The sequence below is a fragment of the Pseudomonas sp. Root401 genome (genome assembly GCF_001425105.1).
Taxonomy (GTDB): Bacteria; Pseudomonadota; Gammaproteobacteria; order Pseudomonadales; family Pseudomonadaceae; genus Aquipseudomonas; species Aquipseudomonas brassicacearum.
This window is the reverse complement of the sequence record NZ_LMDO01000023.1, coordinates 311,914-332,419: the sequence shown is the minus strand read 5'-3', so window position 1 is coordinate 332,419 and position 20,506 is coordinate 311,914. Positions and strand designations below refer to the sequence as shown.

The following is a 20,506-nucleotide window of genomic DNA, read 5'->3' as shown; positions in this document are numbered from 1 at the left end:
CCATGATTTCACGCTGGACCACCGCAGTACTCGATACCGCTCTTGTTGGCGGCTGGGCCGTCGCCCGCAGCCCTGAGGGCTTTCTGTTCGATGACAACGGCGCGCTGTTTCCCCGCGAGTGGCTCAAGCGCCAAGACCTGTCGATCCTCGCCGAGCACGGCATCGGTCACCTGGATGGCGAGCCGGTCTATCTGCTGGAATTGCACAGCTCGCTGGACATCCCAGGCTGTAACTGGAAAGGCTTGCGGGCGTTCATGCTCGAGGATGACCACACGCTGTACAAAGTGTTGGGCTATGCCGCGCAGATCGGGACCTGGGCCCGGGAGCATCGTTTCTGTGGCAGTTGCGGCAAGCGCATGGGCCAGATTCCGTTGGAACGGGCCATGTATTGCGATGCCTGTGAGCTGCGGCACTATCCGCGGATTTCACCGAGCATGATCGTGTTGATCACTCGCGGCGATGAGGTCCTGCTGGCCCGTTCGCCGCGTTTCGTCCCGGGCGTCTACAGCACCCTGGCGGGGTTTGCCGAGCCTGGCGAGTCGGCCGAGGATTGCCTGGTGCGCGAGGTTCGCGAGGAAGTCAGCATCGAGGTGAAGAACATCCAGTACATGGGCAGCCAGTGCTGGCCGTTTCCCCATTCGATGATGCTCGGTTTCCACGCTGAATATGCCGGTGGCGACATCGTGCCCCAGGAAGATGAAATCGAGGACGCCCAGTGGTTCAACGTCCATGACCTGCCACCGTTGCCGGCCTCGCGCTCCATCGCCCGCTACCTGATCGACCTGTATGTGGCGCAGCGCTTAGGCCACGCTGAACCAGTGCTGCCAGGCTAGGCGCACGGTCAATCCCAGCACCACGGTGATGAACACCGGTCGGATGAACTTCGCGCCGCCGCTTATGGCGGTGCGAGCGCCGAAGAACGCACCGACCATCACCGACACACCCATGCTCAGGCCGATGACCCAGTCCACTTGCCCGGAAAAGATGAACACCGACAGCGCCGCGATGTTGCTGACGAAGTTCATGCTACGGGCCACGCCGCTGGCCTTGACCAGGTCGATGGGGTAGAGCAGCAGGCTGCTCACAGTCCAGAACGCCCCCGTACCCGGCCCGGCCACGCCGTCATAGAAACCCAGGCTGAAGCCTTGGGGCGACTGCCATGTCTTCTTGATCGGTGCGTCGCTGTCCAGCGGTGCCTTGGGCGTGCCGCCGAACAACAGGTACAGGCCACAGGCGAAGACGATCACCGGCAGCATCTTGTTCAGCCACTCGGCAGGCAAGTAATGGGCGACAATGGCGCCGGTCAGGGCCCCGACCAGGGTGCCGACGAGGGCATGAGTCCACTGCCTTGGGTGGAACAGCTTGCGCTTGTAGAAGGTGAAGCTGGCCGTCGCCGAGCCGAAGGTCGAGCTGAGTTTGTTGGTCCCCAGGACCAGATGAGGCGGCAAGCCTGCCGTCAGCAGGGCTGGCGTGGTCAGCAACCCACCGCCACCGGCAATGGCATCGATGAAACCGGCAATGAACGCGACAACAGCAAGGATAGCGAGGGTAGTGAGGTCAACGCTGAGTTCAAAAGGCATGGAATAGGCTTATTTAGCAGGTCGCAGAAGGGCTGCGGGGAGGGCCGGTATGTTACCCATAATGGTGCAGGGCTGCGACAGCCGGTTAGGGCGTTGCACTGTAAGACCCCACAACCCCGCAAATCCCCGTGGCGAGGGCACCTGCTCCCGCTGGGCTGCGCAGCAGTCCAAAAGGCTTCTGATATCTGCCTGGCACACCGAGACCGCTGGACGATTTTTTTTTGAAATCAAGGGGTTGTCAGCCTAGGCAAATGAGTACATAATTGCGCCCATCGAACGCACTGGGACGTAAAAAATCTCAATGTTTTCAAGGAGATAGCGGCACCTGGATGCCCTGTATCCTGATCAGGTTTGTACCGCGGTTGATGTGGCAGCATTGCATCAAACGTTCTGAGGCCGAATAGCAAAATGGTTATGCAGTGGATTGCAAATCCACCTACGCCGGTTCGATTCCGACTTCGGCCTCCACTTTTAAAAAGCTCTGTAGATCTATGATTTACGGAGCTTTTTTATTTACGATGCATTGAAAGCTTTTGTGTTGAAAAGGACATGAGCTACCTTGCTTCGCCGGGGAGGGATGTATATATTCCCCCTCTTGCTGCACCAGCCAGAACGTCGGCCATTGGATTTTGCCGACGTTCCCATGGCTAACCGCGCTACCGCCCGAATGGCGAAACTGGTAGACGCATGGGACTTAAAATCCCCCGCTCGTAAGGGCGTGCCGGTTCGATTCCGGCTTCGGGCACCATCTAAAATCAAGGGTTTGCGAGCGAAAGCTGATGCAAACCCTTGTTCGTTTCCGCTTCTGAAAATTGCTGCAGAAACGAGTCCAAGCCTGCGGGTATTTTCAAGCGCAAGCCTCTACACTCGGCGTCGAGATTAGCAAGGTGAGCGGCCGGGGGTTACGTCCTCCGGCCCTTGCCCAGTACGCTAATCCTTTAACCATGGAGAGGTAACGAGTGAAAACGATCGCAACGATGAGTCTGTTGGCCTTGATGAGCAGCAGCGCTGTATGCGCCGGGGAGACAACCTCCCTTGATGGGAAAACGCTGGCCGTGAACTTTGGCGAGCCGACCGTCAAGCAGGTTCTGCACTATCGGAAAATGTACGATAAGAAGCCCTTTCCCGATGCGGAAATTTATTACTACAGCAACGGTTTGTACAAAATCATCTCTCAGGGAGAAAATCATTACGGTGTCTACGTCTTGCAGGGCCAGCACACCGACGAGACATACACCGTGAAGTTCATCTCCCTGCCTTCCCCGGACTGGGGCAATAAAACGGCGTATCACCAGCTCACCTTTATTCGAGGTGATGCACAAAACGTATTTATCCAGAACGCAATTGTCGACACCGGCGAGGCGATAGCCCAGCAGAACGGGACCTATACGCAGGAAGAAAATACCGTGGTCAATCCGATCAGTACCGCCTGGCAGAAAAAGTGAGCCCGTTGCCCCCAGCGGCTTGATGGCAGCTTTCCTGGCACTTTTATGACTATCTAAATACTTATAAAACAATAGGTTGCATGATATATCTCATGCAATCTATTCGGTATTGGTGTCAGTGCCGGTGCCTCACAACCGCCGCCGAAACGCCTCGAGAATATCCCGCATCCCTTTTTTCATTTGCAACTGGGCAATGGCGTCCAGCGGATGCCAGAGGCAATCGCTGATTTCATTTTGTGGCTTGGCCGCCGTCGAGTCGCTGACCGATGCTTCGAACACATGATGTTCGGTCTGCCCGTCACTGATTCGCATCAAGTAGAGCAGGTTCTCGACGTCCAGGCCGGTTTCCTCTGCCAATTCCCGGATGGCTGCCCCGGCGTGGGTTTCGCCGCGCTCGACGGTACCGCCTGGCAACGCCCAGCGGCTGTTGGCTTTGCGAACCAGGAGGATGTGGCGATTTTCCTCGCAGATGACGGTCGCTCGAATTTTCATGGCCGTTGCTCGATCTGTGACTGTCATTAAAGTGAAATATAACTGCAATATTTGAGCCTGGCATTAGCTGCTTCGTTCAAATGTCGGGTTTTTCAAGGTCTTATCCACTATGACCGCGACGGAGCGGAAAACACTGAGCTTATTTGTGCCTGCCATCGCTTCACTCCATCTCTGCGACCGCTAGCACTAGGTTGTCGACCGGTTATCGCCTCAAATGAATCAGCTTCAAAAAAATGAATCCATGTTGGGTGCATTGGCCGGCCCCGATAGGGGAAGGAAGCGAGAAATGACCACCGTTGAAGACTTCAAGATCAAATCCCAGAGCTCGATACGGCAACATCGGAAATGATGAAGCTCATATGTGTTCATCAAATGAGTGGATCGACTTGGGATGAGGCGGTCCAGCGCCAGCATGAAGCTTATGAGCAGTGGGTCGCTTATCTGAACGAGCGGGGATAGCTGCCAATGCGCGTCCCGTGGATGCAAATTCTTTGAACGGCGCCTCAACGGCTCTGCCTAATCCTTGAACCGACAAGAGGATTAGGCCATGTCTGAATTAGCCAGTTATTTCTGGATCGCTGTTGCGGTGCTTTTGCTGCTCGTCGATTTGTGGGCGATCGTCAGTGTCTTTCGAAGCGACAAGTCGGCCGGCACCAAGGCTGGCTGGGCCCTGCTGCTGATCATTTTGCCAGTGCTGGGCCTGGTCATCTGGGGTGTAGCTGGGCCACGCGGGGTCAAGGAAGGTCCGTCATCGCCGGAGCACAGCAAGGGCTAGCCAGGAAGCGGCTGTGGGAGCCGCCTCACTGGTTTATCCAATTGCCGCCAGTGGTTTCGCAGTCTTCCTGGGCCTGCTGCAACTGCTCGACGCCATAGTAGTACCACGTCAATTTTGCATTATCGGGAAGGGTGGCCGACCCACCGCGCTTGTCCTTGCTGGTTGAGTGCGGGTTGGCCAACGCTTCCTGGGTCGGCTTCGCCTGGCATGTCGCCACGTATCCCTCGGCACAACGCTCGACTTTACGCTTTTGGGTCGTGAGCGTTCCCTTGCTTTCATTGCTGCAAGACCAGTCGAGGGCTTCGGCGGGCATGCCTTTGTATTCGTAGCAGCTGTGGCTTTCGATCACTGGAACGGCTTGGCTCTGGGATCGTGTGATGACGTCGCAGCCTTGGGCCAAGACGGCGGCGGGGCTTGCGCAAACGATCAATAGCAGAATTCTGGCATTCATGAGTTTCTCCCTTTGCGGTTTCTGCACCGGTGCCTATCAATTTCGAGGTGCAAAAAAAGCCCACGTTCCATCAGTTTTCCAACCGGTAGAACTCAGGGAGAAACGGGTCTGGCGCAGCGCGTCAGCGAAACTTTGGCAGAGGGGGTTCAGTAGGCTTGAGCGACGTTAGCGCGCTTTGGATCGACGGAGCGTCCTTATCGATGTCGTTGAGCCGGTCCCGGATGCGCACTGCGGTGGGATGCCCGCCTTGGTGGTCGACCCAGTCGGCGATTTCCTTGCAGGCTGCCGTGAGCCTGGCTTGACGCGATTCGAGCAAGGTGAGCAGGGTGGTGATGGACTCTTTTTCGGACATGTCACACCTCCATTCAGGGGTTGATGAGGCAGCACAAAACCCGCCAGGGGGCGGGCTGCGCCGTGGTTTAAGCGTAGTTGAGTTATTTCAGGTCTGTCGAAGAATCCGGCGTCCGGCTAGACAGCCGGTGCGCCGGAAACAATGCGAGTAGTGTCAGCTGGACTCCTTGACCCAGGACGGCGTGACGCTTGCCCGCCAGCGTACGTCGGTAATACCGTATTTTTCAGCAAGGGGCTTGGAGACCCGCTTGACCTTTTCTCTCCCGAATTTCGGTATGCGCCCGACCCCCGCGTCGCAACTGGCCCAATGCCAAGCCTCGGAGTTATTCATCACTTCCGCGCGAATAATGAATGACTTGGGTTCGCCATGGAGTATGTAGTCAATGATGTAAAGCGATGGCCCGCCCATAAATCCTCCCTAATTAGTCCTATACGGATGGATACAAAGGCATTCGGAAAATTCCATCGAATTTCCAGACGGTCAAATTAATACCGCTCAGGCCCGTGCACCGAGCAACGGCAAAACAGCTGGAACTCACGGCAAGGAACCAAACCCGGTTACCCTTCTCCAAGGTGAGCTTCAACACATTAGGCCAGGGATCAAAGGCGACGCAGTGCGGCATCAACAAAAGGCAAAACATGAAAAACATCGCCAGGGTGCTGTTCATCGCAGCCCTCGCCATCGGTTTGTCAGGCTGCATTGGCGCCCCCATCGAACTGACGCCGCAAACCGAGCAACGCTTGCGCGAACAACCCCCGATCCGTTTCCTGCTGACATTCGATGATGGGCCCAGCGCCTCGTCTATCTGGAACCCTAGCCTGGAGGTGCTCGACGCACTCGCAGACAATCCGGTACAGCCCGGCATCAAGGCGGTGTTTTTCCTGCAGACCCGCTCACCACGCGCCGGTGGCAGTGGTATTGGTCGGTCGGTAATGCGCCGTGAACAGCAGGAAGGCCATGTGCTGGCCTTTCATACGGCGACCTACTGGCACACCAATCACCGGTCGCTGAGTCCTGATGAGCTGGAGCAATCGCTCGGCAATGGTGGGAGCGATATCGCTGCCATTAGCGGTGCGGCACCGATCTTGGTGAGACCGCCATTCTGGAGCTTCGACAAGCGCACCGCGGCCGCCTACCGACAGCACGGCCTGCACATTCTGTTGACCGACCTGAGTGCAAATGACGGCAAAGTATGGGGCATCACGATGAGCCCGCGGCGGCGGATCAACCTGACCCGGCAACTTTCCGAAGTGCGCGAGCGCATCGCAGCCGGGCAACTGCCAGCGGTGGATGGGGTTATTCCGGTGGTGGTGACGTTTCACGACATCAATCGTTATACCGCCCGGCATGCTCGCGAATACCTGCAGATCCTGCTCGACAGTGCCAAGGCTACCGGGGTGAGGACCGACGCCAAGCCGTTCTATGATGACCACCAGGGGCTGGAGCGAGCGGCCTTGGCTCGGACGGTCGATCACAGCACCGAGCCCGTGCATTTGCCGGGGCTGTGGGACTGGTTGTGGGATTCGGATTCCCACTGAGGGCGCCATGAATGCGGCGGGTGTCGCGACGTTCGGTTGGCCGCCCGGCGTAATCAGCGTGTATGGTAGGCCGTGCACCCTTGGTTAAAGTCGGAGGTGACCAATGAGTACTGCGATGCTGACGAAAATGCACATCAACGGTTATGACGTGCTTAGCGTAAACAGCGGCCCGTGGAGGGTCTGTACCCAGGCTGACCGCTTGGGTTCCTTTGCTTCCCGTGAGGAAGCGCTGGCCTATGCCGCCGCGTTGCCGACCCGAAGAGCTCGTAGCGGCCGGCCTGTAAACACGAAATAGGTGGGGGGCGGTACAGCCAACCTCTCGGTGACAGGTAGACCGCTATCGCGAGCAAGCTCCCACAGTTTTTCCGGGTATTCACCAATAATTCCCTGTGGGAGCTTGCTCGCGATGGCCGCGGGGCAGCCTGCGCCCGTCACGCTAATCAGATACGGGCCAATTCCAGCGGGACTTCCAGGGTGAACAGAGCGCCTTGCCCCGGTCCGTCGCTATGGACATAGAGGCGGCCATTCATTTCAACCGCCGCCAGGGCGCAGCTGTGCAAGCCAAACCCATGGCCGTCCTTGCGGGTCGTGAAACCGTGATTGAAGATGCGGGCCAGGTTCTCCGGGGAAATGCCTTCGCCCCGGTCCTTGACGCTCAGGCTCAGTGTCGTTTCGTCGAGGATGCGGATTCCCAGGGTCATTTCCCTTGGGTGCTCACTGATGTGCGACATCGCGAATTTGGCGTTGCTGATCAGGTTGATCAGGATCAGCAGCAACCTGTGCTTGTCCCCCATGATCGCAGGAACGTCTTGATATTCCTTGATGACGGTGACGTGATGCCGACTGAGCGCGCCCGAGTTCATACGTAGTGCATCTTCGAACAGATCGCTGACATTGAGCGGTTCGATCAGCCTGGCGGCCCCTGCATAGGTTTGTTGAGTGGTGACGATTTCCTTGATGTGATCGATGCTCTTGGTCAGCTGCGCCAGCTCATCGATAAGCACTGCCTGTTCCGCGGCGATGGAGTCGACCAGTTCGTTGAAATAACGCGGCAGCAACCGGCCTTTTTCATCAAGGGTGATGAACTGGCCAAGATCCTCGGCGTGTTCATTCATCATTTTGACCGCCTTGGTGAGCCCGATCGTCTTGCTGCTCCTCAGCTTGCGGGTCACGAGCTCGGCTGAAATGTTCACGCTGTTGAGCACATTCCCGACGTTGTGCAACACATTCGTGGCTATTTCGGCCATGCCCGCCATTCGGGCCGCATCCACCAGTTCGCGCTCGGCCTCCATCAGCTCTCGGGTGCGCTCCTGCACGCGTTCCTCGAGCCGTTCATTGGACGTTTGCAGCTGCTGGTTGATCTGGTTGATGACGGCGTAACTGCGAACCAGCCGCACCGCCAGGTAGATCAGCAACAGTGCCATCAGACTGGCGCACACAGCCAGGTAGATATGATATTGACGGTCCGCAGCGGCTGTCCTGCGCTGTGTCTCGTTCAATAGTTCGTTGATGCTGTCCAGTTCCTGGGCCACCGGAATCACGCTGATGCGGTCCAGCAGATCATTGACGATCGGTTGTTCCTGGATAACGGATTTGACGTGCTGGGTCAGGGCAATGAAGAGGGGCCGGCTGGTCGCGGGCAGTTGGTCGACGTATTTTTCCAGATCACTCAATTGGCGCTGCACTTCCTCGGCTTTGTCTGAGGTGACATAAAGTGCGTACTCCAGCGTTGTCAGTGTCAGCTCACGAACATTGGAGGCTTTTGCCAGGCGTTCCGTAGAGCTTTCGGTGCTCATCTCGGCTAGCAAAGTTTGAATACCGTCCTCGACCATCGGCAACGCATCCAGGGCGGTGCGTAGATTGGCGTTGTGTTGTTGGAATTGATCGACCAGTACCGTTTTGTTCTTGACCGCATCCATATAGCCGTTGCGTCTGGATGCCCAAAGAGTCGCCAGGGGGCCAGCATTATTGAGCTGCTCCAACTGCTCCCATCGACTGTTGGCCTCAAGCGGCGGCGCCAGCGACAGGTTATTGTTCACGCCGATCTTTTTCCTGAGGATCTTGACGTTCCAGTTAGCGTCGGCCTGCTTGAGCTGGCGAATGAAGTCGCGGGATTCGAAGTAGGTCGATGAGTCGTACGTGTAGGACTTGATTAAAAAGAATACCAGTGCGGAAAACACGACAAGCGCGACGGCCAATAGGGCAGGCCATTTATATTTTTTGATAATAGTGGTCACGCTATTCTCCTGTTCAGGGCACTTATCGAAGGAGTCGGTGAATTCCCGAGGGGGGAGGGAGGCTCGAGGGGGAAGCCGAAAGGGGGAAAAGGTAAACGCCGTGCGGGTTGGTGTGCCGGTTTGCTGTGGCCTGGGTGCACGTTGAGCTCCCTGCTAACGATGAACATCGGGTTCATGGGAGTGTAGCGCTAACGAGAGGGGCGATGCTGCTGGGGCAGGCGCGGCCGGGCAGGCCGCGCCCGTGGCGTTACTTGATGTCGATGAAGGGCAGGGCACCGTTTGGTAGCACGGTAGTCGGCAAGACGCCATTCCAGCGCTCGGCCTTGGTCAGTTCCACCAGGTTCTGGTTGCTGGCCAGGGCCTGGGCCCGTGCCTTGATGGCTTCGGCTTCGGCTTTGCCGCGCAACTCGGTCGCCAGTGCGTCTGCCTTGGCCTGCGCCACTTGCGAATCGGCCTCCGCCTGGGCCTGAGTCACGCGAATCTGTGCTTGCACCTGCTCGGTGGCGAGCTGTTGTTCGCGGGTCTTGACCTGGACTTCCGCAGCCATGCGCGCTTCGATGGCTTTTTCGTAGGCATCACTGAAGTCAATGTTCTCGACCTGGACGCTGTCGATGATCACGGGGCCGGTAATGGTGGCCTTGATGGCGGTGGAAATATCGTTGACCAGTTGGACGCGGTTCTGCACTGCAGCCACGGCGTTGAACTTGCCGAATACGTTTTCCACCTGGGTAGGCACTTGGCGGCTGATCATCCGGTCGCGGATACCTTCAAGGTCCTTGAACTGGGTATAGACCTTCGCGACATCGGAAGGCGCGATATGCCAGGACACGGACACCTTGAGCTGGGCGGACTGCTGGTCCTTGCTGTAGGCCTGGAGGTCTTCATAAGCCGTCACTTGGCTCTGGACGCTGATCAGTCGCACCGACTCGATAAATGGCGTCTTGAAGGACAGTCCCGGTTCAATGACGCCGACCAGCGCCCCGTTTCGCAGCAGCACGCCACGCTCGGTTTCGTCGATCGTGTACCAACTGCCAAAGAACACGCACAGCAGGACGATGCCCGCGATTGCAGCAACGATGGAGCCGATGGTTTTACTGGTCACTTTTCTTTCCTTGATTGGCTGGGGAGGGTTTGCCATAGCTGTGTCCATTGTTGAAGCTGCAATCGGCATTCTGAATGCCAGACACGAAAAAGCCCTGAATAATCAGGGCTTTTACGTTAGAAGATGGCGGAGGCGATGGGATTCGAACTCATGGACCTGTTACAGTCGACGGTTTTCAAGACCGTTGCCTTAAACCACTCGGCCACACCTCCGTATTGCGTTGCGGGCGCCATAATACCCGAATGAAACACACTGTCAAACTCTCTACGTAGCTTGTTACAGAGCGTCTGTTATGATCCTTGCCACTGAATGTTTCAAAACCGGAGGAGTGTCGCCATGCGCGAACAGGATTACGCAGTGAACAACAGCGTGCAGGCTGAGCAGCTAGAGGTTAGCCGCGTCCTGCGCAACACTTATGGCTTGCTGGCCCTCACACTCGCTTTCAGCGGTGTGATGGCCTACGTCGCACAACAGATGCGGGTGGGTTACCCGAACATCTTCGTCGTGCTGATCGGTTTCTACGGCCTTTTCTTCCTCACCAACAAACTCCGTGATTCGGCCTGGGGCCTGGTGTCCGCTTTCGCCCTGACCGGCTTCATGGGCTTTTTGCTCGGCCCGATCCTCAATCGCTACCTGCAAATGCAGGGCGGCGCCGAAGTGGTCAGCTCGGCCTTCGCAATGACTGCGCTGGTATTTGGTGGCCTGTCGGCCTATGTGTTGATTTCCCGCAAGGACATGAGCTTCCTGGGTGGCTTCATCACCGCAGGTTTCTTCGTGTTGCTGGGGGCGACGCTGGCCAGCTTCTTCTTCCAGATCAGCGGCCTGCAACTGGCGATCAGCGCCGGCTTCGTGCTGTTCTCGTCGGTCTGCATTCTGTACCAGACCAGCGCTATCATCCACGGCGGCGAGCGTAACTACATCATGGCCACCATCAGCCTGTATGTATCGATCTACAACCTGTTCGTCAGCCTGCTGCAGCTGTTCGGCCTGATGGGGCGTGACGACTGATTGCATTCGTGATGGGTGAGAAGCCCGCTTCGGCGTGATGCTGTTCACATACAAACAACGGCGTTTTTTCAGAAATGAAAGGCGCCGTTTTTTTTCGTTTTTAGGTGCATTTTTTTGGAGGGCATATCCGTTTCTGCGGTAACGGCTGCTTAGGGTTCCGCCCTGACGGCGGCTCACTTTTGAAAAGCCCGGGAGCCGGCCCAGTCAAAAGTAAGCAAAACGCTTTTGCCCCACCACTCGATGCCTCGCCTAGGCTCGGCATGCCCTCACTCCGGCCAGCGTGGTTTAACGGGGCTCTCAGATCAAGATCAAGATCCAAAGCAAAGCAAGAGCGGGGCATGGGGCATGTACGGCATCCATGTGACTGAGTCACCGCTATCGCGAGCAGGCTCGCTCCCACATTGGATCTTCGGCAGACACAATATTCGTGTGCTCCCGGTGTTCCTTTGTGGGAGCGAGCTTGCTCGCGATGAGGCCCGCAGCCCCACATCCCTGTAACTGACCCACCGCCTTCGCGAGCAAGCTCGCTCCCACAGGAGAAGTTCCCACAGGAGAAACGCGATCACCAAGAACCAGGTCGGCTGTTAGGCCGCCTCGGCGTGGACGTTGATCTCGGAGCCCCGTTAACCACGATGGCCGAACGCAGGCATTGTGGAGTGGGCATGCTGAGCCTAAGCGAGGCACCGAGTGGTGGGGCATGAGCGCTTTGGTTACTTTCGACTGGGCCGGCTTCCGGGCTTTTCGAAAGTGACCCGCCGTAAGGGCGGAACCATAAGCCGCCGTTACCGCAAAAACGGATATACACACCAAAGCAAGTAAATCCCGAGCCCCCTCAAAAAAAAACGGCACCTCCCCTTGGAGAAAGGGAGGTGCCGCTTTTGGAGCCTGGGTGAACGGTATTGCCACATGAAGTGGACTTAAGAGGCAAACCGCCGCAACCCCACCGGTGGCACAAAGGCTTCCAGCTCCGCCTCCACCGCCTCGATTATTCGTTCAACATCCGGGGCATTCATCACAGTTGCGCAGGGGATACCCGCAATGGCGATCATGGTCTCGCCGCTGGCACGGTCAAACAGCCGGGCAACCATGCTGCCAGGCGCATCCATGCTCGCTTCGAATCCCATGGGATGGAAGTGCCAGCGCATCAACTGGCAAGCGTTGGGGAACGTAACCTTGCTGAAAGATCCTTTATTCATGTGTTGCCCGCCTTCTTCAATCGAGCGCTTCCTTTTGCTCATGTCAGGAAGGAAGAGCCATCATGGCTCTACCAGTGAGAACTAAAAATAGCACCTGAAAATGAAGCTCATGTGGATTTTTTCAGTCCGTTTTGCGATTGGTTCACTTTTTTTGATCTGGATCACGACTTAAGCGGCAATCTCCAGAGTGCCATCACGCTTGGCCGGGGTTGTCCCGAGGCTTGGGCAATGGCTCTGGCACGCGGCTTTTCCAGGCGATGAGCAGGGCCAGGGTCATCATCGCCAAGGCGACGGCGAAGGTCATGTGCAGACCGTTCGTCACGGCCGCAGGGCTGGCGCGGGTGATGTCATTCGTCGTCGTCGCGGCCGCAAACACCGCGCCGAGCACGGAGGCTCCGGTGAAGAACCCCAGGTTGCGCGACAGGTTGAGCAGCCCGGCGATGACGCCTCGCCTCTGGGCAGCTACATCAGCCATGACTGCCGTGTTGTTGGCCGTCTGGAAGAATGCGTAGCCGAGGGTCGTCACCACGATAGCCGTGAGGTAGCCGACGGTGCCAAGGGCAGGGGGAACCAGTGACAGCATCAGGCAGCCGAGGACCATGGTCGCCAGGCCGGCGAGCCGCATGGGCTGCACGCCAAAGCGATCCGCCAGGCGTCCTGCAGGCACTCCGGCCAACGCCGCGACAGATGGGCCTGCGGCCAGCGCCAGCCCCCCGAGGGCCGCCGGCAGTCCGAGGGTGATGGACAAGTAAAAAGGCCCGACCAGAAGCGTCGCCATCATGACCGTCGCGACCAGGGCGCTCGTCGCCAGGCCTGATACCAATGACTTGTCGCGAAAGACTGCCAAGGGAATCAGCGGCGATAAGGCCCGGGACTGGGCCCGAATGAACAGTCCGCCGCCCACGAGCGCGATCAGCAGTAGCGCAAGATTCAATCCGCCAAAGCTTCCGCGTCCGGAGGTCATGGCCAAGGCATAGGCGGCGAGCGTCATTGCCAACAGCAATGTACCGGTCACATCGAAGCGGGCTCCTTCGGGCTTCGGCGGCACTTCACGCACCGGTAGCGAGTACCACGCCAGCCCTAGCGCCAGCAGGCCGAGGGGGATGTTGACCAGGAACAAGGCCGGCCAACCGAACCCGCTGATCAACATGCCGCCAAAGGACGGTCCAAGGGCTGTGCCCACTGCCGACAGCGTTGCCAGCAGCCCCATGGCGCTGCCGGTTTTTTCCTGATCGACCGTTTCGCCAACCAGCGCCAGGGTCAGCGTCATCATGATGGCCGCCCCCAGGCCTTGCAGCGCCCGACCTGCGACCAGCAACCAAAGCGAGGGGGCCAGGCCGCATACCGCCGATGCCAAGGTGAACAGGGCGATACCGGTCAATAGCAACTTGCGCCGGCCTATCAAGTCTCCCAAGCGACCGACACTGACAATCAGCGTGGTGATTGCCAGCAGATAGGCCAGCACCACCCATTGGACCTGCTGGAAAGAGGCTCCGAGCGCCTGGGCCAGCGTCGGCAGCGCCACCGCAGCCACACTGGCGCCAAGGGAGGCCAGCAGCGTCGAGAGCGCAAGACTGGCCAGGGCCCAGCGGGGTGAAAGAAGCCGATGTACGGGCGCGGTTGCCGGCCGGTTTTGTTGCGTGTTGACGGGTCTCATCGTATCACCTGTATCCGTGGCGCTCGAAACGGAGCTGTCAGAACGTTATGCCTGGGCATAACATGGCGGAAGACGCAGCATTTGCACGTTATAGCTGCAGCAAACGCCATCTATTCCAATCGAGATACCGCTATGTCCTCGCCTGACCTCAATCTGCTCGTCACCCTTGACGTGCTGCTCTCGGAAGGCAGCGTGGCCCGGGCCGCCCGGCGCTTGCAGCTCAGTCCGTCGGCAATGAGCCGGGCACTGGCGCGGTTGCGTGAAACCACTGGTGACCCGCTGTTGGTTCGGGCCGGGCGAGGGCTGGTGCCGACACCTCGTGCGCTGGAGTTGCGCGAACAGGTCAGCCACCTGGTGCAGCAGGCCCAGGCGGTGCTGCGGCCAGTGACGACCCCGGATCTTGGCCGCTTGAGCCGCACTTTCACGCTGCGCACCCGCGAAGGGTTCGTGGAAAACTTTGCCATCGACCTGATCGCTCGCCTCCACGAGCAAGCGCCCGGTGTGCGGCTACGCTTTGTGGAAAAGACCGACCGCGACAGCACGGCGCTTCGCGAAGGCACCGTGGACCTGGAGACCGCCGTCGTGGACAAGGACACCAGCCCGGAACTGCGAACCCAGGCGTTGTTCAGCGACCGCTTGATCGGCGTGGTGCGCGCGGGACACCCGCTGAGCCAGGCAACGGTGAGCGCGGCCGGTTATGCCGCAGGTGGGCATGTCGGTGTGTCGATGCGCGGCTTGGATCATGGCCTCATCGACCAGGCCCTGGCGGCTCTGAACCTGTCCCGGGAAATCGTCACCACCGTGCCGGGCTTTTCCTCGGCGCTGGGACTGGCCCGCTCCAGTGACCTGATCGCCAGCGTACCTGAGCGCTACACCGCGAGCCTGCGGGCCGGCCTGCACAGTTTTACGCTGCCGTTTCCCGTGCCTGGATTCACGATTGCCATGCTCTGGCATCCGCGGATGGACGCCGATCCTGTGCATCGTTGGCTTCGGGGTTGTCTGCGGGAAGTATGTGTACGTAAACCTAGAGATTTAGTAGATATTCATTAATAGCATTTCGCTGGCACTTAGTTGGCGAAAGTGCGACGCCGTGCGCAAATTGCTAATTATCGATATTTAATATTTAAATAGAATTTTGTCCGACAATCCGCAACTCGGGTAATTGAACGTAGGCACTAACGAGGCGGAACCCTATTGTTTATGGGTGTTAACGGTGGGGCGTGAAATTGAACGAAAAAAATTGCTAGACGTTTGATTTCCAATTGTGTCAGGTTTCTTACGTCCTCATTGGGCGAGTGATAGGACGATCTCGCCAGAGATTGTCTGTCTGACTAAAACTGTTCCATTGCAAACAAGGAAGTATGTTTATGTCGAAAGTCAAAAGCAGCGCTATTGATTCTGCCGAGCAACTCCTCTGGGCGCCGCAATCATTGGCGGCTGCCAGTAGTGCGTTCAACCAGATCAATAGTTTCAGCCATCAATACGACCGGGGCGGTAACCTGACCGTCAACGGCAAACCGTCGTACTCTGTCGACGAGGCGGCCACTCAGTTGCTGCGCGACGGCGCGGCGTACCAGGACCGGGACGGCAGCGGCAAGATCGAGCTGACCTACACCTTCCTGACTTCCGCCTCTTCCAGCACCATGAACAAGCATGGGATCAGCGGCTTCAGCCAGTTCAGTGCACAGCAGAAAGGCCAGGCGGCCCTGGCCATGCAATCCTGGGCAGACGTGGCCAATGTCACCTTCACCGAAAAAGCCAGCGGCGGCGACGGTCACATGACCTTCGGCAACTACAGCGGCGGCCAGGATGGCGCGGCGGCATTCGCTTATCTGCCGGGGACGGGTGCCGGTTATGACGGGACCTCCTGGTACCTGATCAACAGCAGCTACACCCAGAACAAGAACCCGGACCTGAACAACTACGGTCGCCAGACCCTGACCCACGAAATCGGTCACACCCTCGGCCTGGCCCACCCGGGTGACTACAACGCTGGTGAAGGCAGCCCGACCTACGATGACGCCACTTATGGCCAGGACACCCGTGGCTACAGCCTCATGAGCTACTGGAGTGAAAGCAATACCGACCAGAACTTCAGCAAGGGTGGCGTCGAAGCCTACGCCTCCGGTCCGCTGATGGATGACATCGCGGCCATCCAGAAGCTCTACGGTGCCAACACCACGACTCGTACCGGCGATTCGACCTACGGTTTCAACTCCAACACTGGTCGCGATTTTCTCAGTGCGTCTTCGTCGTCGGACAAAGTGGTGTTTTCGGTATGGGATGCGGGCGGCCGCGACACCCTGGATTTTTCCGGTTTCACCCAGAACCAGAAAATCAACATCAATGATGCCTCGTTCTCCGACGTTGGCGGCATGGTAGGTAACGTCTCCATCGCCAAGGGTGCCATCATCGAAAACGCCATCGGCGGCTCGGGCAGCGATCTGCTGATCGGCAACACGGTGGCCAACGAGCTCAAGGGCGGCGCGGGCAACGATATCCTTTGGGGGGGCGGCGGTGCAGACAAGCTCTGGGGTGGCTCGGGGTCGGACACGTTCGTGTTCGCCGCCAGTTCCGATTCGCGGCCGGGAGCGACGGACCAGATCCTCGATTTCGTCAGCGGCCTGGACAAGATCGACCTGACCGGTATCACCAAGGGCGCGGGCCTGCACTTCGTGAGCGCATTCACGGGTGTGGCGGGCGACGCGGTGTTGTCGACATCGGGTGGCAACAGCCTGCTGTCGGTGGACTTCTCCGGGCACGGCGTGGCTGACTTCCTGGTCAGCACCGTTGGCCAGGCAGCGGTCTCGGATATCGTGGCGTAATGCCAAAACCCCTGTAGGAGCTGTCGAGCGAAGCGAGGCTGCGATCTTTTCGCTTGAGACTCAAGTGGTAGGGGAAAAATCGCAGCCTCGCTTCGCTCGACAGCGCCTACAGGATCCCGGCCAGGATGAAAAAAATGCGTAGAAAATTCATGCCCAGTAGCGTTCAGGCAACCGCCGGGTTGCTCGCTACGCTGATGATGTTTTGTGGAGAAGTCGCCATGGCGCGCAGCCTGTTGTTAGCAGAACCCTCGCAGTTGGCCGGTCAGTGGCAGGCTGTTTTGTCGAGCCCTCAGGACAATGCGCAAACCCAGGCGATGCAGGACAAACCGTCCAACAGTTGCCTGGTCGAACTCAAGGCGGACCAGACCCTGGGCGGGCAAACCGATTGCCTGGGCCACTGGCTGGGGGATGAGCCGGTTCGTTGGTTCACCGAACCCGACGGACTTTCCCTGATTGGCAAACAAGACTCCAGGACTCATTTGGGACTGCGTCAGGGAGGTCATTATCAAATGACGTTGAAGTCCGGTATGCTACTCAGGTTTGAGCGGAATAAATCCCAGAGTGCTCATTAACGAATGAGTATAATTGAGCCTTGATCGAAGTGTACTTGTTCAAGCAGGCGTGCGTTTCGGTGTGGACCGAATCGAAAAAAAGATTGGTAAGTTGAATAACGGCCCGTTCGCTGGCGAAGCCAATAGCAAGGACAATCATGAATAGAGTAAGGAGCGTTGCTGCGGCACCGCTGTTTAAAGCACTGGGCGATTATAAAAATATTCTGATCAGTGTTGGATGTTTTACCGCGTTGATTAATGTCCTGATGCTCGCGCCTTCGATTTATATGCTCCAAGTGTATGACCGCGGGTTGACATCACAGAACGAGACCACACTGGCGATGTTGTCATTGATGGTCGTCGGCTTCTTCGTATTCATCGGGCTGCTGGAAATGGTCCGCAGCTTCGTGGTTATTCGCATCGGCAGTCAGTTGGAGAGACGTTTAAATCTCCAGGTCTACAAGGCCGCGTTCGAGCGCAATCTGCGCCAGGGTGAAGGCAACGCCGGGCAATCCCTGGGCGACCTCACGCATATTCGCCAATTTCTCACCGGGCCGGCGCTGTTCGCTTTCTTCGACGCACCGTGGTTTCCCATCTATCTGCTGGTGATCTACCTGTTCAACGTGTGGCTCGGCGTGTTTGCCTCCGTCGGCACGCTGCTGCTGATCGGCCTGGCCTGCCTGAACGAGGCCATGACCAAAAGAGCCTTGGGGCAGGCCAGCGTCTACTCGCAACAATCCAGTCAACTGGCTACCAGTCATTTGCACAACGCCGAGACGATCCAGGCCATGGGCATGCTCGGCGCGCTGCGCAGTCGCTGGTTCTCCGTGCACTCACGGTTTCTCGGCCTGCAGAACCAGGCCAGCGACACCGGCGCGGTAATCAGTTCCTTGAGCAAGACCCTGCGCCTGTGCCTGCAATCGCTGGTGTTGGGCTTGGGCGCACTGCTGGTGATCAAGGGCGAGATGACCGCCGGGATGATGATTGCCGGCTCGATCCTGATGGGACGGGTATTGGGTCCGATCGACCAGTTGATCGCCGTGTGGAAGCAGTGGAGCGGCGCCAAGCTTGCTTATCGGCGTCTCGACGCGTTGTTGCAGGCGTTTGCGCCCCAGGATGACGGCATGACGCTGCCGGCGCCCAAGGGCCAGGTGAGCTTCGAACAAGTGAGCGCGGGACCACCAGGACAACGCAACGCGACGCTGCAGCAGCTCAGCTTCAGCTTGGCTGCCGGGGAAGTGCTGGGTGTGCTGGGGGCGTCCGGTTCCGGCAAGTCCACCCTGGCCCGAGTCCTGGTGGGTGTGTGGCCGACCTTCGCGGGCACGGTGCGCCTCGACGGCGCCGACATTCATCGTTGGAATCGCGAACAACTCGGCCCGCACATCGGCTATCTGCCCCAGGACATCGAGCTGTTCAGCGGCAGCATTGCCGAGAACATCGCCCGGTTTCGCCAAGCCGATCCGCAAAAAATCGTCGCCGCCGCGCAGCAGGCCGGGGTCCATGAGCTGATCCTGCGCCTGCCCGAGGGCTATGACACGGTGCTGGGGGAGGACGGCGGTGGTTTATCCGGCGGGCAGAAACAACGGGTTGCGCTGGCCCGGGCGATGTATGACCGGCCGAGCCTGGTGGTGCTCGACGAACCCAATTCCAACCTCGACACGGTTGGCGAAGCGGCGCTCGCCAGTGCCATCGCGCAGATGAAGGCCCAGGGTACCAGCGTCGTGCTGATCACTCATCGTTCATCGGCACTGGCCCAGGCTGACAAGTTGCTGGTGCTCGAGGCAGGCCGGCTACAAGTCTTCGGCCCAAGCCAGCAAGTGTTGCGGGCGCTTTCCGGCCAGCCGGGCTCACAGGACAACGCGTCGCGCAGCTCACCGCCGAACAGTCCCCAGGTGACCCCCAACGGGCTGAGCATGAGTCGCCAGTACCAGGCCGCCAGCAAACCCGGTGGCGCATGAGCAAGGAACTCGACATGAATCTCGAACATTCTCAGGACGTTGAGTACCCGGAGCGCGACGCCCGTTTCTTTACGCGCATGGGCTGGATACTGGCGCTCGTTGGCGCGGGCAGTTTTTTCACCTGGGCCAGCCTGGCACCGCTGGACCAGGGCATCCCGGTGCAAGGTACCGTGGTGGTTTCAGGCAAGCGCAAGGCGGTGCAGTCGATGAGCAGCGGCGTGGTCAGCCGGATTCTGGTGCGCGAAGGCGAAGTGGTGAAGCAGGGCCAGCCGCTGTTCCGCCTGGACCAGACACAGGCCGCCGCCGATGTGCAATCGCTGCAGGCGCAGTACCGGATGACCTGGGCGAGCCTGGCGCGTTGGCAAAGCGAGCGGGACAACCTGTTGCAGGTGAGTTTCCCGGCTGAGCTGAGTCGCGATCCCGACCCACGCCTGGCCCTGGTGCTTGAAGGCCAGCGGCAACTGTTCAGCAGCCGCCGCGAAGCCTTCGCCCGGGAGCAGGCGGCGTTGCGCGCCAGCATCGAGGGTGCCACGGCGCAATTGGCGGGCATGCGTCGGGCCCGCGGCGACTTGACCGCCCAGGCCGAATCCCTGCGCCTGCAACTGGGCAACCTGCAGCCCTTGGCGGATAACGGCTACATCCCGCGCAACCGCCTGCTGGACTATCAACGCCAGCTGTCGCAAGTGCAGCAGGAACTGGCGCAGAACAGTGGCGAAAGCGGGCGAGTGGAGCAGGGGATCGTCGAGTCGCGCTTGAAGCTGCAGCAGCACAACGAGGAATACCAGAAAGAGGTGCGCAGCCAATTGGCCGACGCCCAGCTCAAGAGCGAAACCCTGCAAGAGCAACTGAAATCCGCCGGCTTCGAGCTGCGACACAGCGAAATCCTCGCCACCGCCGATGGCATCGCCGTCAACCTGGGGGTACACACCGAGGGCGCGGTGGTGCGCCAGGGCGATACCTTGCTGGAAATCGTCCCCCAGGGCACGCGGTTGGAAGTGGAAGGGCATTTGCCGGTGCACCTGATCGACAAGGTCGGCCCGCATTTGCCGGTGGACATCCTGTTTACCGCCTTCAACCAGAACCGCACGCCAAGGGTGCCGGGGGAAGTCAGTTTGATTTCCGCCGACCAGATGATCGATGAGAAGACCGGTGCGCCGTATTACGTCCTGCGCAGCAGCGTCAGCGACGTGGCGATGGACAAGCTCAACGGCCTGGTGATCAAGCCCGGCATGCCGGCCGAGATGTTCGTGCGCACGGGCGAACGCTCGTTGCTCAACTACCTGTTCAAACCGCTGCTCGACCGAGCCGGCTCTGCGTTGACCGAAGAATAAGGATGCCC

20 protein-coding genes and 3 tRNA genes are annotated in these 20,506 nt (G+C 58.8%); 13 read left to right on the top strand and 10 right to left on the bottom strand.

The annotated features are described in order from the left end of the window. Window positions 1–2: 2 nt before the first annotated feature. Window positions 3–833, top strand: coding sequence for an NAD(+) diphosphatase (gene nudC / locus ASC85_RS18560; RefSeq protein WP_057450827.1), 831 nt, complete (start codon window positions 3–5; stop codon window positions 831–833). On the opposite strand, the gene ASC85_RS18555 is transcribed toward nudC, so the two are convergent. Continuing rightward, window positions 801–1,580: a TSUP family transporter gene (locus ASC85_RS18555; RefSeq protein ID WP_003201742.1), complete on the bottom strand. Its 780-nt coding sequence runs from the start codon at window positions 1,578–1,580 to the stop codon at window positions 801–803. The two genes, nudC and ASC85_RS18555, sit on opposite strands and share 33 nt — an antisense overlap. Before the next feature lie 394 nt (window positions 1,581–1,974). Between ASC85_RS18555 and ASC85_RS18550 the strand changes: the two genes are divergently transcribed. The 3 genes from ASC85_RS18550 to ASC85_RS18540 all read left to right on the top strand — a co-directional run bounded on the left by ASC85_RS18550 (window position 1,975) and on the right by ASC85_RS18540 (window position 3,025). Next, a tRNA-Cys gene (locus ASC85_RS18550) sits at window positions 1,975–2,048 on the top strand. Window positions 2,049–2,241: 193 nt separating this feature from the next. Continuing rightward, window positions 2,242–2,328: transfer RNA gene (locus ASC85_RS18545), tRNA-Leu, on the top strand. A gap of 229 nt (window positions 2,329–2,557) precedes the next feature. Then, complete coding sequence (locus ASC85_RS18540) at window positions 2,558–3,025, top strand: hypothetical protein (protein ID WP_057450856.1); 468 nt, start codon at window positions 2,558–2,560, stop codon at window positions 3,023–3,025. Between the two features lie 129 nt (window positions 3,026–3,154). Here ASC85_RS18540 and ASC85_RS18535 read toward each other — a convergent pair whose 3' ends face one another. Further along, window positions 3,155–3,517 carry an NUDIX hydrolase gene (locus ASC85_RS18535; RefSeq protein WP_057450826.1) on the bottom strand — a complete coding sequence of 121 codons (363 nt, stop codon included), beginning with the start codon at window positions 3,515–3,517 and terminating at the stop codon, window positions 3,155–3,157. Window positions 3,518–4,064: 547 nt separating this feature from the next. Between ASC85_RS18535 and ASC85_RS18530 the strand changes: the two genes are divergently transcribed. After that, complete coding sequence (locus ASC85_RS18530; RefSeq protein WP_014338117.1) at window positions 4,065–4,292, top strand: PLD nuclease N-terminal domain-containing protein; 228 nt, start codon at window positions 4,065–4,067, stop codon at window positions 4,290–4,292. Window positions 4,293–4,317: 25 nt separating this feature from the next. On the opposite strand, the gene ASC85_RS18525 is transcribed toward ASC85_RS18530, so the two are convergent. The 3 genes from ASC85_RS18525 to ASC85_RS18515 form a co-directional block, all read right to left on the bottom strand. Beyond that, the gene (locus ASC85_RS18525) at window positions 4,318–4,743 is read right to left on the bottom strand and encodes a hypothetical protein (protein WP_057450825.1); all 426 of its coding nucleotides are present in this window, start codon (window positions 4,741–4,743) and stop codon (window positions 4,318–4,320) included. A gap of 121 nt (window positions 4,744–4,864) precedes the next feature. Further along, window positions 4,865–5,095: a hypothetical protein gene (locus ASC85_RS18520; protein WP_057450824.1), complete on the bottom strand. Its 231-nt coding sequence runs from the start codon at window positions 5,093–5,095 to the stop codon at window positions 4,865–4,867. Between the two features lie 153 nt (window positions 5,096–5,248). Then, window positions 5,249–5,503 (bottom strand): DUF6555 family protein, encoded by a 255-nt coding sequence (locus ASC85_RS18515; protein WP_003201754.1) that lies wholly within the window; start codon window positions 5,501–5,503, stop codon window positions 5,249–5,251. A 230-nt stretch (window positions 5,504–5,733) separates the two neighbouring features. Here ASC85_RS18515 and ASC85_RS18510 point away from each other — a divergent pair, with 230 nt between their 5' ends. Together ASC85_RS18510 and ASC85_RS33200 are read left to right on the top strand one after the other, a co-directional pair. Continuing rightward, window positions 5,734–6,633 (top strand): polysaccharide deacetylase family protein, encoded by a 900-nt coding sequence (locus ASC85_RS18510; RefSeq protein ID WP_057450823.1) that lies wholly within the window; start codon window positions 5,734–5,736, stop codon window positions 6,631–6,633. Window positions 6,634–6,736: 103 nt separating this feature from the next. Beyond that, entirely contained in the window at window positions 6,737–6,928 is a 192-nt protein-coding gene (locus ASC85_RS33200) for a hypothetical protein (RefSeq protein WP_013693334.1), read from the top strand. Between the two features lie 145 nt (window positions 6,929–7,073). Here ASC85_RS33200 and ASC85_RS18505 read toward each other — a convergent pair whose 3' ends face one another. The 3 genes from ASC85_RS18505 to ASC85_RS18495 all read right to left on the bottom strand — a co-directional run bounded on the left by ASC85_RS18505 (window position 7,074) and on the right by ASC85_RS18495 (window position 10,184). Continuing rightward, a complete protein-coding gene (locus tag ASC85_RS18505; RefSeq protein ID WP_057450822.1) occupies window positions 7,074–8,870 on the bottom strand; it encodes a DAHL domain-containing protein in 1,797 nt (598 codons plus the stop codon). 247 nt (window positions 8,871–9,117) lie between these two features. Continuing rightward, entirely contained in the window at window positions 9,118–9,972 is an 855-nt protein-coding gene (locus tag ASC85_RS18500; RefSeq protein WP_003201760.1) for a prohibitin family protein, read from the bottom strand. A 124-nt stretch (window positions 9,973–10,096) separates the two neighbouring features. Continuing rightward, window positions 10,097–10,184, bottom strand: a tRNA-Ser gene (locus ASC85_RS18495). Window positions 10,185–10,308: 124 nt separating this feature from the next. Between ASC85_RS18495 and ASC85_RS18490 the strand changes: the two genes are divergently transcribed. After that, window positions 10,309–10,980, top strand: coding sequence for a Bax inhibitor-1/YccA family protein (locus ASC85_RS18490; protein ID WP_003201763.1), 672 nt, complete (start codon window positions 10,309–10,311; stop codon window positions 10,978–10,980). 917 nt (window positions 10,981–11,897) lie between these two features. Here ASC85_RS18490 and ASC85_RS18485 read toward each other — a convergent pair. Next, window positions 11,898–12,176, bottom strand: coding sequence for a DUF1652 domain-containing protein (locus ASC85_RS18485; protein ID WP_003201764.1), 279 nt, complete (start codon window positions 12,174–12,176; stop codon window positions 11,898–11,900). A gap of 193 nt (window positions 12,177–12,369) precedes the next feature. Continuing rightward, window positions 12,370–13,833 carry an MFS transporter gene (locus ASC85_RS18480; RefSeq protein WP_057450821.1) on the bottom strand — a complete coding sequence of 488 codons (1,464 nt, stop codon included), beginning with the start codon at window positions 13,831–13,833 and terminating at the stop codon, window positions 12,370–12,372. Between the two features lie 132 nt (window positions 13,834–13,965). Here ASC85_RS18480 and ASC85_RS18475 point away from each other — a divergent pair, with 132 nt between their 5' ends. The 5 genes from ASC85_RS18475 (at window position 13,966) to ASC85_RS18455 (ending at window position 20,498) form a co-directional block, all read left to right on the top strand. After that, window positions 13,966–14,883, top strand: coding sequence for a LysR family transcriptional regulator (locus ASC85_RS18475; protein WP_057450820.1), 918 nt, complete (start codon window positions 13,966–13,968; stop codon window positions 14,881–14,883). Window positions 14,884–15,200: 317 nt separating this feature from the next. Continuing rightward, window positions 15,201–16,658, top strand: a complete 1,458-nt coding sequence (locus ASC85_RS18470; RefSeq protein ID WP_057450819.1) for a serralysin family metalloprotease — start codon at window positions 15,201–15,203, stop codon at window positions 16,656–16,658. 125 nt (window positions 16,659–16,783) lie between these two features. Then, on the top strand, window positions 16,784–17,230 hold the full coding sequence (locus ASC85_RS18465; protein WP_236712376.1) for an AprI/Inh family metalloprotease inhibitor: 447 nt from the start codon (window positions 16,784–16,786) through the stop codon (window positions 17,228–17,230). A 137-nt stretch (window positions 17,231–17,367) separates the two neighbouring features. After that, complete coding sequence (locus tag ASC85_RS18460) at window positions 17,368–19,167, top strand: type I secretion system permease/ATPase (RefSeq protein WP_057450818.1); 1,800 nt, start codon at window positions 17,368–17,370, stop codon at window positions 19,165–19,167. Continuing rightward, window positions 19,164–20,498 carry an HlyD family type I secretion periplasmic adaptor subunit gene (locus ASC85_RS18455; protein WP_057450817.1) on the top strand — a complete coding sequence of 445 codons (1,335 nt, stop codon included), beginning with the start codon at window positions 19,164–19,166 and terminating at the stop codon, window positions 20,496–20,498. Before ASC85_RS18460 ends, ASC85_RS18455 begins: the two co-directional genes overlap by 4 nt. Window positions 20,499–20,506: the final 8 nt, after the last annotated feature.